This window comes from Vibrio nigripulchritudo, from assembly GCF_027924785.1.
GTDB lineage: Bacteria > Pseudomonadota > Gammaproteobacteria > Enterobacterales > Vibrionaceae > Vibrio > Vibrio nigripulchritudo.
Window position 1 is genome coordinate 1,569,118 of sequence record NZ_AP027050.1, and the last position, 15,444, is coordinate 1,584,561.

14 protein-coding genes are annotated in these 15,444 nt (G+C 44.4%); 8 read left to right on the plus strand and 6 right to left on the minus strand.

What is annotated here, in order from left to right:
* The first annotated feature begins 30 nt into the window (after positions 1 to 30).
* The 5 genes from QMG91_RS25420 (at position 31) to QMG91_RS25440 (ending at position 5,251) form a co-directional block, all read left to right on the plus strand.
* A complete protein-coding gene (locus QMG91_RS25420) occupies positions 31 to 645 on the plus strand; it encodes an alpha-ketoglutarate-dependent dioxygenase AlkB family protein (RefSeq protein WP_281832734.1) in 615 nt (204 codons plus the stop codon).
* A 158-nt stretch (positions 646 to 803) separates the two neighbouring features.
* Positions 804 to 2,366 carry a diguanylate cyclase gene (locus QMG91_RS25425; RefSeq protein WP_022602437.1) on the plus strand — a complete coding sequence of 521 codons (1,563 nt, stop codon included), beginning with the start codon at positions 804 to 806 and terminating at the stop codon, positions 2,364 to 2,366.
* 569 nt (positions 2,367 to 2,935) lie between these two features.
* On the plus strand, positions 2,936 to 3,451 hold the full coding sequence (locus QMG91_RS25430; RefSeq protein ID WP_281830789.1) for a YgjV family protein: 516 nt from the start codon (positions 2,936 to 2,938) through the stop codon (positions 3,449 to 3,451).
* 139 nt (positions 3,452 to 3,590) lie between these two features.
* Positions 3,591 to 4,460: a DMT family transporter gene (locus QMG91_RS25435; RefSeq protein ID WP_281830790.1), complete on the plus strand. Its 870-nt coding sequence runs from the start codon at positions 3,591 to 3,593 to the stop codon at positions 4,458 to 4,460.
* A gap of 119 nt (positions 4,461 to 4,579) precedes the next feature.
* Complete coding sequence (locus QMG91_RS25440; RefSeq protein ID WP_281830792.1) at positions 4,580 to 5,251, plus strand: YoaK family protein; 672 nt, start codon at positions 4,580 to 4,582, stop codon at positions 5,249 to 5,251.
* A gap of 102 nt (positions 5,252 to 5,353) precedes the next feature.
* Here QMG91_RS25440 and ppnP read toward each other — a convergent pair whose 3' ends face one another.
* From ppnP to QMG91_RS25455, 3 genes are all read right to left on the minus strand, one after another.
* Complete coding sequence (gene ppnP, locus QMG91_RS25445; RefSeq protein ID WP_004408333.1) at positions 5,354 to 5,635, minus strand: pyrimidine/purine nucleoside phosphorylase; 282 nt, start codon at positions 5,633 to 5,635, stop codon at positions 5,354 to 5,356.
* A gap of 72 nt (positions 5,636 to 5,707) precedes the next feature.
* On the minus strand, positions 5,708 to 6,499 hold the full coding sequence (locus QMG91_RS25450; RefSeq protein WP_281870364.1) for an alpha/beta hydrolase: 792 nt from the start codon (positions 6,497 to 6,499) through the stop codon (positions 5,708 to 5,710).
* A 167-nt stretch (positions 6,500 to 6,666) separates the two neighbouring features.
* Positions 6,667 to 7,257, minus strand: a complete 591-nt coding sequence (locus QMG91_RS25455) for a TetR/AcrR family transcriptional regulator (RefSeq protein ID WP_022591263.1) — start codon at positions 7,255 to 7,257, stop codon at positions 6,667 to 6,669.
* Between the two features lie 287 nt (positions 7,258 to 7,544).
* On the opposite strand from QMG91_RS25455, the gene QMG91_RS25460 reads away from it, so the two are divergent.
* Both QMG91_RS25460 and QMG91_RS25465 read left to right on the plus strand, forming a co-directional pair.
* Entirely contained in the window at positions 7,545 to 8,492 is a 948-nt protein-coding gene (locus tag QMG91_RS25460) for an AEC family transporter (RefSeq protein ID WP_281830797.1), read from the plus strand.
* Positions 8,493 to 8,632: 140 nt separating this feature from the next.
* On the plus strand, positions 8,633 to 9,664 hold the full coding sequence (locus tag QMG91_RS25465) for an acyltransferase (protein WP_281830798.1): 1,032 nt from the start codon (positions 8,633 to 8,635) through the stop codon (positions 9,662 to 9,664).
* On the opposite strand, the gene QMG91_RS25470 is transcribed toward QMG91_RS25465, so the two are convergent.
* The 3 genes from QMG91_RS25470 to QMG91_RS25480 form a co-directional block, all read right to left on the minus strand.
* Entirely contained in the window at positions 9,661 to 10,788 is a 1,128-nt protein-coding gene (locus QMG91_RS25470) for a hybrid sensor histidine kinase/response regulator (protein WP_004408342.1), read from the minus strand. The two genes, QMG91_RS25465 and QMG91_RS25470, sit on opposite strands and share 4 nt — an antisense overlap.
* Positions 10,789 to 11,018: 230 nt before the next feature.
* A complete protein-coding gene (locus QMG91_RS25475) occupies positions 11,019 to 12,026 on the minus strand; it encodes an ABC transporter permease (protein WP_022561745.1) in 1,008 nt (335 codons plus the stop codon).
* Complete coding sequence (locus QMG91_RS25480; protein ID WP_022561746.1) at positions 12,019 to 12,918, minus strand: ABC transporter ATP-binding protein; 900 nt, start codon at positions 12,916 to 12,918, stop codon at positions 12,019 to 12,021. Before QMG91_RS25480 ends, QMG91_RS25475 begins: the two co-directional genes overlap by 8 nt.
* Positions 12,919 to 13,597: 679 nt before the next feature.
* On the opposite strand from QMG91_RS25480, the gene QMG91_RS25485 reads away from it, so the two are divergent.
* Positions 13,598 to 15,436 carry a methyl-accepting chemotaxis protein gene (locus QMG91_RS25485; RefSeq protein WP_281830801.1) on the plus strand — a complete coding sequence of 613 codons (1,839 nt, stop codon included), beginning with the start codon at positions 13,598 to 13,600 and terminating at the stop codon, positions 15,434 to 15,436.
* The last annotated feature ends 8 nt before the right edge of the window (positions 15,437 to 15,444 follow it).

The following is a 15,444-nucleotide window of genomic DNA, read 5'->3' on the forward strand; positions in this document are numbered from 1 at the left end:
AAACAGAGAGTGGACCAAGCACAGGAGGAGGTGCAATTGCAAAACTATGACTTGTTCACAGAGGAAAGTGGTCGCTGGTTCGAATTTCCAAACGCAAAAATCTACTGGGACCCCAATTTTCTTACTGAGTTAAATGCTAATAAATTACAAATAAAGCTCACTGATTCCCTTCCATGGAAGCAGGAAAGGATCACTTTATTTGGAAAGAAAGTGCTCCAACCTCGCCTACAGACTTGGCATGGCGACGCATCCTATACCTATTCGGGGTTAACGATGAACCCTCACCCTTGGACACCTGAGCTGCGAGCTTTAGAGAAAAGTTGCCGGCAAATTTCAGGGGTTGAGTTTAATTCAGTGCTTGCAAACCTATATCGTGACGGCAGCGACTCCATGGGCTGGCATCAGGATAATGAACCAGAGTTAGGCACCAACCCTGTCATTGCTTCAGTGTCTTTGGGAGACACAAGACGTTTTGCTCTTAAACACAAACATCTGGATGAAAAACAAGAATTTAATTTAACGCATGGCTCCCTTTTGATTATGGCAGGCGAAACTCAACATTATTGGTTGCACTCGGTTCCAAAAACAAAAAAGGCGAAGAAACAAAGAATTAACCTCACATTCCGCCATGTTATTGATAAATAAAAACTTTCATTCTCTCAATAAAAATACGTATTATGAAAAAAGTATTGAAGTCGGTGATACTGCGTCAAGAATTCATAATAATTTCACTGAGCCACTTATTAAATAAATTAGCATATGCAAATATAGGGTTATCGTAATTCTGCTGGTTCTCAAACTCCATGTTGGTCAAACTTACTCGTATTCAGGCGTTGCTCGTTTTATTTACGACATGCTTAGGAAGCTTAAGCTCCTGGTTTGTCTATAGCATCGCTGCGACTGTCGAGAAGCAAAATGTTGAAACCAGCTTGTATGAAATTGCTTACACTCAGGCCCTTGAAGCACAGTACCTGCTAGATAATGTCACAGGGCTGCTCGAGTCATACGGAGCCCTGTTTTCAGCGTCTGAGCAGGTGTCGCGCAAAGAATTCGCTCAATTTTCACAAATCATGCTCCGTGCTCAGTACAACATTCTGGCGATACAGTGGGCACCCAAGATAACCGAAGCGGAAAGGCTTCTTGTTGAATATAACTTAAAACAGGAAGGGTATGCTCCAAAGGGCTTTTTCACGACCAACAGCAATGCATCGCAAACGCTGAAAGCTCCGGATCAAGCCGTATACTTTCCAGTCATGTATACCGAGCCTCTGCAACCCAACAAAAAAGCCATTGGGTTAGAGCTGGCTAATCGCCCATACAACGAGCACGCCATTCGTCAGTCGGCAATGTTCAGACGCATTCATGCCACCAGCCCATTCTCGATTGTGCAAGACCCAGACGGTCCACTCGCAACCGCCATCTACTTTCCAGTATTTCAGCAGCATGAGAATCACAGAACTCTCGATAAGAACGTGTTCCCACCAGACAATTTGAAAGGCTTTGTGATAATGCTGGTAAAGCCTGAACGTTTGCTTCTGAACAATCTGGCAAACCGGGATCACATTCATTTCGTGTTGAGTGATGTGACTCGTGACACCAACAAACGTATCTTTCCTTTGGTGAATGATGAACCCGATGGTCACCTTTCTTATAGCTTTCCACTAACATTGCCCGGCAGAACTTGGCAATTGGACATTCATTTCACCCAAACCATGCCTATTCTCTGGATCCCCTACCTTGTCTTGTTTGCATTTTCTGCACTGACATTGGTTGTGTTAAGTGCGATGGTTTATAGCTTTTACAAAACGTCTGTCATTTCAGATGCCAACGAGCAGCTTCAAAGGCAAAAAGAAGTGTTGCAGGATTTGGCGATGAAAGATCCATTAACCGGACTAGTAAATCGTTTGAGTTTGCAGGAGCAGGTTTCGAACCTAAAGCTAGAACCCCAGCAAGTTACGGCACTTTGTCTGCTTGATCTAGACAACTTCAAACACATTAATGATCGCTTTGGTCATCAACAAGGCGATAAGTTTTTAAAACAGATCGCGTCTATTATCAGTGAACACTTTGAAGGGATAGGGATTACATCGCGACTCGGCGGTGACGAATTCGTCTTTTTATTAACGGAAGCCCAATCTCACGAACAGATTGGTCAGCTTTTACAGTCTCTGCTGACTAAGATTGAGCATGTTTGCTCCTGTGGAGAACATACCTGCGACGAGCATCCGGTGTCCGCGAGCATTGGTGTAGTGATGACTGCTGGTCCGATCCGCGAGTTCGAGCAGCGCCTCAATCAGGCGGACAACGCGATGTATATGGCCAAAAGAAACGGTAAAAATCGTTTCTATATTATCTCTGAAGTGTGATGTTCATTTTTTACTTCTAAAAAGAAAACCCCAACACTTTCGTGTTGGGGTTAAGTTTTTCTGGCAGCGTTCCAGCTACTTAACGCATCCCGCGTCATTCACTCCATCAATGTTGCAACATCCTGCTGCCTGTCCGTTACGCGCCTTCCAAAGCGGTGTCCATTTGTATCCTTACCCTCGCTATTCCTGTAGCGAAGCAACCTATTCCGTAGGTATATCCAAATTCTTCCGTGCGCGCCCCTGATGACTGTCCTTTGTATATAAAGCTTCGTGCTTTATTCCAATTTAACTGCTCTTTCCTTAGAACAGCGCCGTATCCTGTCGGCATGAATAATATTAGCTCCGGATTGAGTTTTTTCTGGCTAATCAGAGCAAAAACCTTTTAATAACTTATAAGTAACATCTAATATTCTTAAGAATATTCAGAGGGTTATTAAGTCAGCGCTTTAATGTAGCATCCGAAACTTTCACCATTTCCTACAGCATTTGTGAGAGATTTCCTACATAGAGTTTCCATTTTTTATTATCATGCGTTTTTAGTCAGTATGCGCTAGTTCACAAAAATAATTATGCTTGACCAATTGTCCGAGATTCCCCAACTGGTGGGCTTTATCGCCTTTCTGTTTGGGTCAGCTGCGTTTGCCCATAAATGCAGCTACCGTATGAGAATCCATCTCGCTTTATTCCAGGTATTGCTGGTTGCCCATTTTGTATTGATGGATGCAATGACTGCTGCGACCACCTGTGCAGTGAGTGTCCTGAGGATCTACTTTTCTACTCGTACTCAGTCTTCGTTTCTAATGTGGGTATTTATCGGTCTAATCTGGGTTCTGGGTTTACCAAACGCTTCAGAACCTCATCAATATCTCACGCTTTTGAGCACATCGATTGCTACATGGGGAATGTACAAATGGGAAGGGCTGGCGATGCGTGGCACCGTTCTTCTCAACACATTGTGCTGGCTGGTTCACAATCTGATCCTTGGATCAGTCGGTGGCATTCTTATGGAAAGCACATTTGCAATAATCAATGCCATCACCATGTTCCGGCTCTATAAAAGCCAGCGAGTCACCCTTTCTCCATAGAGCATTAAACTTTGGTCGAGGTGAAATAATCAGCCATTTGCTATATGGTCGTTAATGCTAGTTGATTAAAAGGACATTAATTTTCAACGTACTAGCCTACGTCGATGAGAGCAACCATAACCAAAGCCAAGGAGAGTGAATGAAGGCAGTAATGTGGATGATGGGAACATTATGTTCGTTCACCTTTATGGCAATTTCTGCCAGAGAATTGGGTGAAGCTTACACGCCCGTTCAGCTGGTCTTCACTCGCAGCGTTATTGGACTGATTCTGGTCTCCCTGTTATTGACGCATTTTCGTCAGTTTCATTTAGTAAAATCGCCTAAAATGGGCATCCACCTTGGAAGAAATCTTATCAACTTTGTGGGGCAGTATTCATGGTTTGTCGGCATATCTCTTTTACCGCTTGCCAATGTGTTTGCACTGGAGTTCACGGTACCACTCTGGACACTTCTTATTGCGTGCTGGTTTCTCAATGAATCATTTACCAAGGTAAAAGCTTTTTCTTTGTTGCTCGGGTTTATTGGAGTTCTGGTGATCGTTAAACCGGGGGCAGATATTTTCGACCCGGCATCATTTGTTGTCATCCTCGCTGCGATCAGCTTTTCAACCGCTTACGTGTGCACTAAATATCTCGCCGAAACAGAACCGCCGCTAGTGATCATATTTTTAATGTGTTTGATTCAGCTCCCCATTGGGTTGGTCTTGTCTTATCAAGACTGGCAGATGCCAATGGGCATCGAATGGCTACACCTCTTTATTGTTGGTCTGACTGGTTTAACCGCTCATTTCTGTATTGCGAGAGCCATGTTGTATGCCGATGCAGGGGTGGTCGTCTCTCTTGATTTCTTCCGCTTACCTATTATTGCTGTTGTGGGCATGTGGCTATACAACGAGACACTCGACTGGTGGGTTTTGTTGGGAGGCATTTTAATGCTGGCGGGCAATATTCTGAACATGCGCAGTCAACGCTCAGCAAACGGAAGTTCAAAACCAGCGGAAAGTACCTAGAAACCGCGAACGACAATCGATTGCTGTTGCCCTGGATCAATCCAACGTAGTTTTCTGGCGCACACTTCTTATTTCAGCGTTAATATAGCTTTTTTTCTCAAGCAGGCTGGTTGTTTTATATGCTAACTCGATTACCCCCTTGGGTTGAATATGGTGCCTTTTGTCTGGCAGCCATCGCAGGTATCGTCAATGCTATTGGCTTATTAGGGTTCCAGCATCAATCCGTATCGCACCTTTCGGGTACGCTTACATTGCTCGGGACTGAGTTACTTTCATCTCCTGCCAGTTCACTGCATTTACTCTGGGTCGTCCTCTCTTTTTTAGCTGGTGCGGCGGTGAGTGGGCTGCTCATACAGAACACAGCATTGAAGCTGGGTCGTCACTACGGCATTGCACTTGTCCTGGAAGGCATACTCTTAAGCCTGGCGGCATGGGTTCTTACCAAAGGATCCATTTCTGGTCACTATTTAGCCTCTGCGGCTTGCGGATTACAAAATGCCATGGTGACAACCTACAGCGGGGCGGTAGTTCGTACCACTCATATGACTGGCATTATTACTGATTTAGGGTTGCTGCTCGGGGCTAGGCTGAGGGGTGAAAAACCTGACCGCAGGAAACTCGGCTTATTTATGGCGCTTCTTTTCGGATTTGTAATCGGTGGGATTTTGGGGGCTTATCTGTTTTCGATATGGGCGTTTAACGCGTTACTTTTCCCAGCCTTTTTCGCCTTTAGTGTCGCTGGAGCCTATTCGCTCAAACTGGCTTTGAGCACGAAAAACGAAAAAACCTGATCCAACTGTTCTGGTAAGCCGTATCAGGTTTCGATCTTTATTTGTTTTTCTGCCACATAGACTGCTCCGGCGTATCCCTACGACGGCTATGTGGCTTCTTTTTTACAGGTACTCGCACAGGTAAGCGGTTGGCTGCTCTACCTTAAGGTCAAATGATGAGTTACGTGGGACATCAAAGGACTCCCCTGACGCGTATGTTATCCATTCTTCGGAACCGATGACACGAACGGTCAAATCGCCTTTCACGACGGTCATTCTTTCTGGTGCTTCAGTTCCAAAGGTATATTCACCTACTGCCATCACCCCAACACTTAAATTTTGATTCGCCTGCACAAACCCGAGTGATTTAACCTTGCCGTCAAAATAGGTATTTTCAGTAATCATTTTTCTTCCTTGTTTTTGAATTACTGATTGTTTTTACCTTGTTCCGTAAAAATGTGCAAGCCAGTGTTTTAGTTACAGCAAACCATCAAATGCCTTCATGACTTCTGGGGATTTCATTACCCTGCCGTGCCCTTGTCCGGTCGTCGTCACCAGTTGAACACGTTCAGCTTCTTCACCAGCTTTTTCCGATACCGAATATGGCGTAAATTTGTCATCAATATCATGAACGATGACACACGGCGTTTTTCTTGCCATTAGGCGAGCATAGGGATCGATGGATTGTATAGGGAAGTTATATTGACGCTCCACCTCTCCAACCACGGCATTGAACAGTCTCATTGAGTACCCAGAACGACGAATACTAGAGAACAGATTTTCCAGGTAGTTCAGAACGGGAGCAACAAGAATGACTGGGCAGTTTTCTGCCTTTTGGTGTCGACTCTCAAGCACTGAAGCCGTCCCCATACTGTGTCCAATGATGCCAGCAAATTCATCCACACTGTCAAGCACGGTATCCAACCCCTCAACAAACGCGGGTATATGCCCTACCTCACCTTCACTTTCGCCATGCGCTGGGTGGTCATACGCCAAAGCTGTGTACCCTTTGGAAGCGATGTGTTCCATTAAAGGAAAAAACTGGTTGGAACTGCCTGACCACCCATGGGTAAGCACCCAGACAGGACCGCTCCCCAACTGATAGGTGGAAAGCTTGCCATGGCTGGTCGTTACCGTACCTTTGATTAGCCCTTGTGGAGTAGGATTTTTAGGTGCCAGTCTGGCGGGAGTCAGCAACACCTTTCGCGCTGTCTTCATCGCGTGTTTTGGCGCAAGGGTGTGGTGAAGACGCGTTGTACAGTTCACCAGACTTCACTTCAGGCTGAACTTGTTGGATGCGTTAAAATAAATCTTCTCACTCATGGTGTTGTCATTCCCTTAAAATAGAACGCTCGTACTATTTATAGTTAAAAAAATGGACTGGTTAACCAGTCTTGTCTTTATTTGGTCTTTGGTTTTAGGGTCTGAAGACCCTGCTATTTCCGCCAGTGATCAAACAGGAAATTCACGCTCAACCAGAAACGTTCACGGCTCACTTGCTCTCCCTCTACAGAATAAAACAGCTGACTACTCAGATAAGCACCGTAGAGCTGAAAAACTGCCTGTTTTGCATCCAGATCGACCATAAAAATGTTTTGCTCCTTGGCTTTCTCGACCTGGATTTCAAGGTAATGAAGCCATTTCTCAATACCAGCAACCAGGCTCTTCTGGATAGCATTTCCCTCTTCAGCATCGCTACGCCATGCATCAAGAAACATGCAGCTCCCCTGAAAGGAGTGATTCCAGGTCAGCCAATTTTCAAGCAGCAGCCGGATTTTGGCTTCTATATCGTCTGAATACTTTGTTCTTGCAGGTTCAACGACCCGCTGCGCAAAAATCAGGTTCGCATACTCAATCACGGTAACCTGCAAGTTCTCTTTAGAATTAAAGTGCGCGTAAAGACCACTTTTGGACATACTGCAATGCCTGGCTAACTCACCAATCGTCAGGCTTTCCAAGCCGTCTTGGCTGGCGACATGGAATGCGGTTTTCAGTATGTTTTCTTTGGTCAGTTTGCCTTTACTCATCAGAACTCTCAAAAGTGACAAAGCGAACGAATCAATTCGCGCTATTTATTAATAGCACAGTCGTTCTTTTTTACAACCTGTATTTAATCTCAACCACGCTAAGAATGGTTAAATGATATGACATCTTATTGAAATTATTACTCAAAGATATAATGATAGTTTAAACATCTTTGTGATTCTTGCTTGTCATTGGGCACCAAAACCGCGAAACGATGGCATCTCTGTTACCGAGAAGATACATTTGTATCCAAATCACTTTGCACATCGCATATTTCTAGGAAGTCTTTATGCTCGAACAGCTCGCTTTTTCTGCCAGTATCACCGGACCTATCTGTTTAATGTTGGTGCTTGGTGTCTTTCTGAAACGAGCGAATCTGATCAACGAAGAGTTTATAGAAACGGCTTCAAAGCTCGTTTTTAAGGTCACGCTACCAGCGTTATTGTTTCTGAGCATTGTTCAGTCCGATTACGATGTGGGAAAAAGTCTTCCATTTACCTTGTATGGATTGGCCGCGAATCTGGTGTTTTTTCTGTTCATGTTTGCTTCAACCAAAATGTTCTTTAAAGATTCCAGTGACATAGGCGTTATTATCCAAGGCGGATTCCGTTCTAACTTAGCTATTATTGGCTTGGCCTACATGGCAAATATGTATGGGGAACAAGGCGTCGCAAACGCAGCGCTTTATGTAGGTGCCGTTACCGTTCTCTACAATATTCTGGCGGTCATTGCATTAAGCCCAAAACAACAGGATTCGAAGTTGAAAGCCTTTTCCATGTTCGGAAAATCGATCACTAAGAATCCACTGATCATCGCTATTCTGCTGGGTTTTGTATGTTACGCACTGTCCGTACCCATTCCTGAAATCGTCTCACATGCCGGCGGTTACTTTGCAGACATGACGTTACCACTGGCTCTTCTTTGTACTGGCGGTTCCCTCAACCTTCGCTCGCTCAAAAAAGAAATCAACTCCACCTGGTTTTCCGCGGTTCAGAAGCTCTTTTTGTGCCCACTGATTATAGTCGGAGGCGGATTATTACTGGGGTATCGTGGGATGGAGTTAGGGTTGCTGTTCTTTATGACGGCGTCACCTACCGCGGCTGCAAGCTATGTGATGGCAAGGGCTATGGGAGGAAACCCCACATTAGCCGCCAACATCATTGCACTGACTACAGTAGGCTCATTACTCACCTGCTCTGTCGGAATTGCAATGCTGACTCATTTTGGCTTGATGTGAATGTCAATTTATCCGCATCTGGCAACTTTCGTTTCATTAAGAACTCTTAATCTAACCCATTTCGTTTTATGACGTGGCTCAGCGTAACCTAATGAAATACTGGGTAAAATCGAGAAATAAACCCTAAGAGTGAGTTCTTTATGTCGTTAGTTCATTCCAATAAAATTGCCAGTTTGGAGCTGGGTCGACTGATAGCCATGTTTGCTATCATATTTCTTCATAGCCAATCGCTAAATCACCCAAACGCCAGCGATGCGGTAATCTGGACGGGTTACGCTCTCAATCAGCTTTCCCGTTTTGCTGTGCCTTTCTTCTTTTTGCTCTCAGGGTTTCTTATTCAACCCAAGTTAAGCCGCGATCCTTTTACCACACTCAAAAACTACAGTTTGCCCTTGATTCAGGTCTGGTTAGTGTGGAGTGTCATTTGCCTGCTGATGCCATTTAACTGGCACGCCTTCTTAACAGATGGGTATATTGCAGAACGCAGTGGGTACTGGGAATGGCTATTGCAAAACCCTCTAAACACTTTCTTTGAAGGAGGGCTGGTACACTTATGGTTTATCCCCGGTTTGCTTTGTGCCGTGGCAATTATTGCCGTGGGCGTGCACTTTAACTGGACGAGAGGACTGATCCTGATTGCTGGCGGTCTTTATGTGTTTGGTGTTCTGGCTGGAAGCTATCGAGAAGTCACGGGAATAGAATTCCCAATTTTCACGCGGAATGGACCATTTTTCAGCACATTAATGGTACTGATTGGCTTTGAAATCCGTCGATTGAATCTGACGATGAATATTCAGTCTGCCATCATCGTAGCTTTGGCTGGATTGTCACTCCATATGGGAGAAGCCGAGATTCTGACTGCCTATGGAACGCCATTTAATACTCATGATTTTCTAGCGGGCACACCAATCTGGGCAACAGGATTATTCTTCATCCTGCTGGCAAATCCAGACTGGGGACGTCGCGATTGGGTGATGAGCCTTTCTAAGCTGGTGCTAGGTATCTACGTGGCACATCTTCCTATTCAGATTCTGGTCGACAATCTGGTCCGTTTTGCAGGATTGGAAGCGTTTACCCGAGATTTTGTATTGGTGAGCGGAACACTCATTTGCAGCGTATTGTTTGTGTGGAGCCTGTCTAAGACTCCTCTCAAAAAAGTGCTGTTCCGTTAACTAAGGCTGCTTATAGGAATGCGGATATCATAATACAGACCACGATCTCCACTGGAAGCAAACAGAGTTCCGTGAAGGTTGATGGTCACCAGAGTATATAAAACCGAGGCACTCAGCCCAATGTGGCGAGTGCTTCCTTTTTTGGTCGTAAAGAACGGTTTGAACAGGTTCGTCAGAACATCGGTACACACACCGTTGCCGTTATCCCAATACTCCATGCACAGTTCTTGATCTTCAATGCTGACGTTCAGGTTCACGACCCTTTCGAATATATTCTCAAAGGCGTGATGTATCGAATTGGTCAACAACGTGGATACAATCTGGAAAATAGGGCTTGGGTCAATATCGATTTCATCCTCACCGCTGAACACTTCCATCTCGATATTTTGCTCTTCCAGCTTTGGTCGAAGTAACGACGCACATTGCATCAAATAGTGATTCAGTTTTACTGCTCTGACCCGATGTTCAAGCTGATCCACCGCCACAGTTTTAAAGGCATCAACCTGTTTGGAGGCAGTGGCGATGTTCCGACTGCTCATTTCCAGGCTCGATTCCGCTGCTTTAAAAAACTCATTCAGTTCTTTGCCGGTTAAAGTCTGATTCTGGGAGGAACGAATGACAGTCTGCAACAGGTCAGAAAGGTGTGAAGACGCTGTTGTGGCAACACCTAGCGGGGTATTCAGCTCGTGGGCAACCCCAGAAACCATTTCACCTATGGCCGCGACCACTTCGCGGTTCACCATTGCCTGATGGGATTTTGCCAAATTCAGGTGTGTTTTTACCCTGGCTGTCACCTCTTCACTTCGATAGGGCTTGTAGATGTAGTCCACACCACCAGCATTGAGCGCATCGACAACAAAATCTATTTCAGAATGGGCACTAACGAAAAGGATCGGGATACCGCTCAGCGCAGGGTGAGACTTGATTTCTCTGCATGCTTCAATCCCACTCATTTCAGGCATATTGATGTCCATCAGAACCATATCAGGAGTGTTCGTCAACATTCCCTGAATGGCTTGCTCTCCCGATGTTGCTGCCCGCACTTTGTAGCCTTCTGTCACCAATATCTTTCGCAATACATGCAAATTCTCAGCAACATCGTCCACAATGAGTATCTCGCTCATTTGCCACCCCCAAAAATCCTTTTCGAAATAGCCCAAAGGTATGATTCAAATAATTTAAATATAGGTGATATTTTTCATCTGAGATCAAAAACGGAGGCGAAAACACCTCCGTTTGGTTAAATCCTCACTGAATAGCCATCATCTTGCCAAATTGCCATCTCTTTCGATGTGGGCTCTTGGTACTCAGTCAATTAGGATGAGAAGTTTCTACTGAACGTATCAATGAAGCGTTAACGGGCTTCTCCCTGCCATTTGAAGAAGTAAGCTCCAGCAAGAAGAAAGACAACCGTCATCAGGGCAAGCGTTACAAGGTGCCCCCATATATCTGCGATTCCTGCGCCATCCAGCATGACTGCTCTGGCGGATTCCAGCATGTGCGTCAACGGGAAAATCTTGGTCATTTCCTGAATAAACTGAGGACTGCCTTCAAGTGAGAACCAAACACCCGATAGCATCATCATTGGCCAGGAAATCAAATTGAGCATTCCCCCGATGAATTCTTCAGATTCAGAACGGCAGGCAATTAACAGCGCAAGAGAGATGATGGAAGACGTTCCAAGGAATGCCACCAGAAACAGAGTAAAAAAGCTGCCAAGCATATAGAAATCGAAAATCAGGTGGCTACCTAGGAATATACCTGAGCTGATAAACATAACGATGACGAGACGGGACAAAACCTGAGCAGACAAAAACTCGATGGCTCTCAAAGGTGTCGCATTGAGCCGTTTTAGTACCGAGTTTTTCCGGTAACGAACAATCACATATCCAACACCAAACAAACACGAGAACATCATATTTACACCTAAAATACCTGGAACCACCCAATCTAAATATCGAATGGCTTTTCCGTCTATTGTGTACTTTATAAATTCAGGTTGTTGTCCTAAGAGTAATTTTTCAACAATGTATCCACTCGAAGAGGATTGATTTATCCAATATGCTTTCTGGTTAAAATCGACCAACAGGTCAATCTTGTGTTGTTGCAATTTAAGCTCAGCATTTTTACTGTCTTTATATTCTATAAACTCTAAATATTTCAATTCTTGAAATGGTGTCGAAGTTTCATGTGACAGATTTATTACACCTACCTTATACAAAACCTTATTTTCGTCCGAAAAGACAAACGCAAAACCAATCACCATTAATATTGGAAAAACCAAATTCCAACCCAATGCACTTCGATCTCGCATAAACTCATAATTTCGTGCGACAAGCACGGCTAAAAATCGGCTAAACATTTTCGCTTTCCTCTTCTATTAGCGTGTGCCCGGTCAGCTTTATAAACAGGTCGTCCAGATTTGCGGATTTAACTTGCAAACCTTCCAGAGAAATATTGGATGACATTAAGTTTGTGAGCGTTTTTTCTACGTTTTCTGACTGAATAAAACAGCGCCCTTCCGAATAATGCACCGACTCGCCATTCAAAGAGGCGTTAGCGGTATGCGATTCTGGCAGGCTGATAAGTGCGCCAGAGAAATGTTGAGTCAAAAGGTTGTCCGGCGTATCCATCGCAATGATGTTGCCTTTGTTCATAATGGCTATTTCATCACACAGATATTGTGCCTCATCCATATAATGCGTGGTAAGCAACACTGTTTTGCCATTAGCTTTGATTTTATTCACCAAATCCCAGAATAAGCGTCGGCTATGAGGATCGAGCCCCGTCGTTGGCTCATCCAGAAAGATCAGCTCTGGGTCGTTAATGAGTGCTAATGCCAGAAGCAGCCTTTGCCTCTGCCCGCCTGAAAGCTTTCGGTGATCCTGAGAAACAAAATCCGATAACTGACATAAGGAGACTAACTCGTCATAAGGCATGGAACGGCTATAAAACGCGCCAAACATCTTGAGTGTTTCTTCTACTGTAAGGTAATCCTGCAATGCCGTATTTTGAAATTGGATGCCAAGTCGGTGATACACGTCTTTAGTGATGGGCTTACCGCGATATCGAATTTCGCCGCCTGTAGGCTGCATTATTCCTTCTAGCATTTCCAGTGTCGTCGTTTTCCCTGCTCCGTTTGGACCCAGTAAGCCAAAACATGTCCCTTGCCTTACACCGAAGCTGACCTCTTCAACGGCAACAACAGACTTGAATCGCTTATGCAGCGATACCGCTTCTATTTGATATTCCATATGGTTTTCTGCCCACTGTCTTCCAGGTTTTTCTTATGAGTTGAACCAGTATATACCCAAGTCTCTTTGCAAATCACAGGCTAAAGATTGCGCTGAAGTATGTTTTAAACAAAATTTCAAATTAATTCAGGTCAAATGATTATTATTGGTATTTTTCTTGAATAAGCCATGACCTTTAAATGAAATAAACTTTTATGAAAACAATACACCTTGACTCGTTTTTGATGTTGTTGGGTACTATCATTCGGTAAATATAGCGAACGTTATTTCATACAAAAGCACAATTAATAACGCCGAAATTATAGGCAAAAACCATTCTGTTAATATATTTTCATATTTTGGTTTACGTATGATTATTATTTCAGCTAGCTCAATCTTGATATTTTTCCACTATTAGATTGCTTTCCATACAACTTATATCATAAGCTAATGATATGTAGACGCTTATTCCATTATTCAGAGAATATTTTTCATATTTTATGTTGAATGTTCCATTTTTTGCTACTTTAGTTATGAGAAGAATAATAAATGCGGCTTTATCTTTTACGGAGAAAAGACAATGGGTTTGGACAATATTTCTATTGCTAAAAAATTATCGATAACGCCGGCTGTGCTGATTGCTATATTAATAGCTATCGCTGTAGTGAGCTCAAATCTGTTAAATGGGTTGTCACAGGATATGAATAAGATTTCCTTTGATTTAGCCCCAGATACTGAGCTAGCAGCGGAAGTAACTGACAGTGTTTACGGCCTGCGCTTAACGGTTAAGAACTTTATAAAAACGGGGAAACAGGAGTTTGTTGATAAATTCGATCAGCAAGCTGCATCATGGACTGAAGACATGACTCGCGCTTACAAGGAGATTCAAAATCCTGAGCGGGTAAAAATGCTGAAATCCATTGAAGAAATGAAGGCTACTTACCTTTCCACATTCAAAGGTACAGTGGTCACCAATATGAACAGCCGTAACGATCTTGTTAACGGTACACTCAATGCTAACGGTCCACAGATTGAACGTAAACTGACCAAGGTAATGGACACAGCTAAACGCGACGGTGACGTCGTGGCGGCTTACCATGCCGGACGTGCGATACGTGCTCTTTTACTTTCCCGTCTTTACGTATCCAAGTTCCTAGTTGAAAACCAGCCTGCACAGGTAGAGCGCTTCAACAAAGAATTCAATGCTTCAGAGAAAGAGTTAGACACACTACTCGGAACGCTTGAGAATCCCGAGCGTCGTCGCCTAACTACTGAAGCCAAGGAGCTATTAAATCAGTATGAGACTGCTGCAAATAGCGTTTCGCAAATGATTTATGACCGAAACGATGGTATCAAGATTTTAGATACCGTAGGTCCTCAAATTGCGCTCAAGGTTGCCGAACTTAGAGCTTCTATAGGTGGTTCGATGGGCGACGCCGCCAATCACGCCAAATCAAATACGGAAACATCAACATCATTGCTGTTTATGCTAGCGGCAGCGGCGGTGATTGTTGGTATTCTCGTCTCTTTTGTGGTGACAAAAGCCATTACCAGCAAAATTCAGTCTACTAACGATGTGCTTAAAGACATTGCGCAGGGTGAAGGTGACCTGACCATTCGTATCCCTGTAAACGGCAGTGACGAACTGGCATTGCTGGCGAGTAACTACAATACGTTTGCCGAGAAACTTCAAAAAACCGTCACTGAACTGAATACCGCTTCTTCCAGCATGCTTACCTCTGCGCAAGAGTTGACAGTGAAAGCAAGCAGTACGCAACAGGAAGTGCGTGAGCAGCAATCTCAGGCTCAACTGGCAGCCTCTGCGATGACAGAGATGTCAGCAAGTGCGCAAGAAGTGAGCAATAGCGCTCAGCAAGCGGCGGAGCTTTCACAGTCTACTGCTGAAGCAGCATCACAAGGTACAAGCGTTGTGGTTGAAGCAGCTACTTCGATGCAAAGTCTGTCCCAACAAATCTCTGACGCAAGTGACACCGTAGAGCAAGTCCGCTCAGACAGTGAGCAGATTGGTACAGTTCTGGATGTTATCAGAAGCATTGCAGAACAAACCAACCTGTTGGCACTGAACGCCGCTATCGAGGCTGCTCGTGCAGGTGAACAGGGTCGTGGATTTGCGGTGGTAGCTGATGAAGTTCGCTCTCTGGCATCCAGAACGCAGGAATCGACGGAAGAAATTCAGAACATCATCGTTAGCTTGCAACAACGCTCTGAAAGTGCGAGTCAGGCAATGACGAAGAGCCGCTCAAATGCAGAAGAAACCGCTGCTCAAGTTCAGTCTGCCGAAGAAGCACTGACTTCCATCGACGGCTTTATCGCTCAAATCAACGACTCTATCGGTCTGATTTCAAGCGCAGCCGGTCAGCAGGCTACCGCAGCTGATGAAGTAAGCGTAAATGTGAATACCATGTCTGATATCTCCGATAAGACACTTACTCAGTCCATGGAAACCACAGACTCAGCAGAGAACCTGAACCAAGTTGGTAATCAGGTAAGCCGTCTGCTAGGTCAATTCCGAGTTTAAGATCCCGC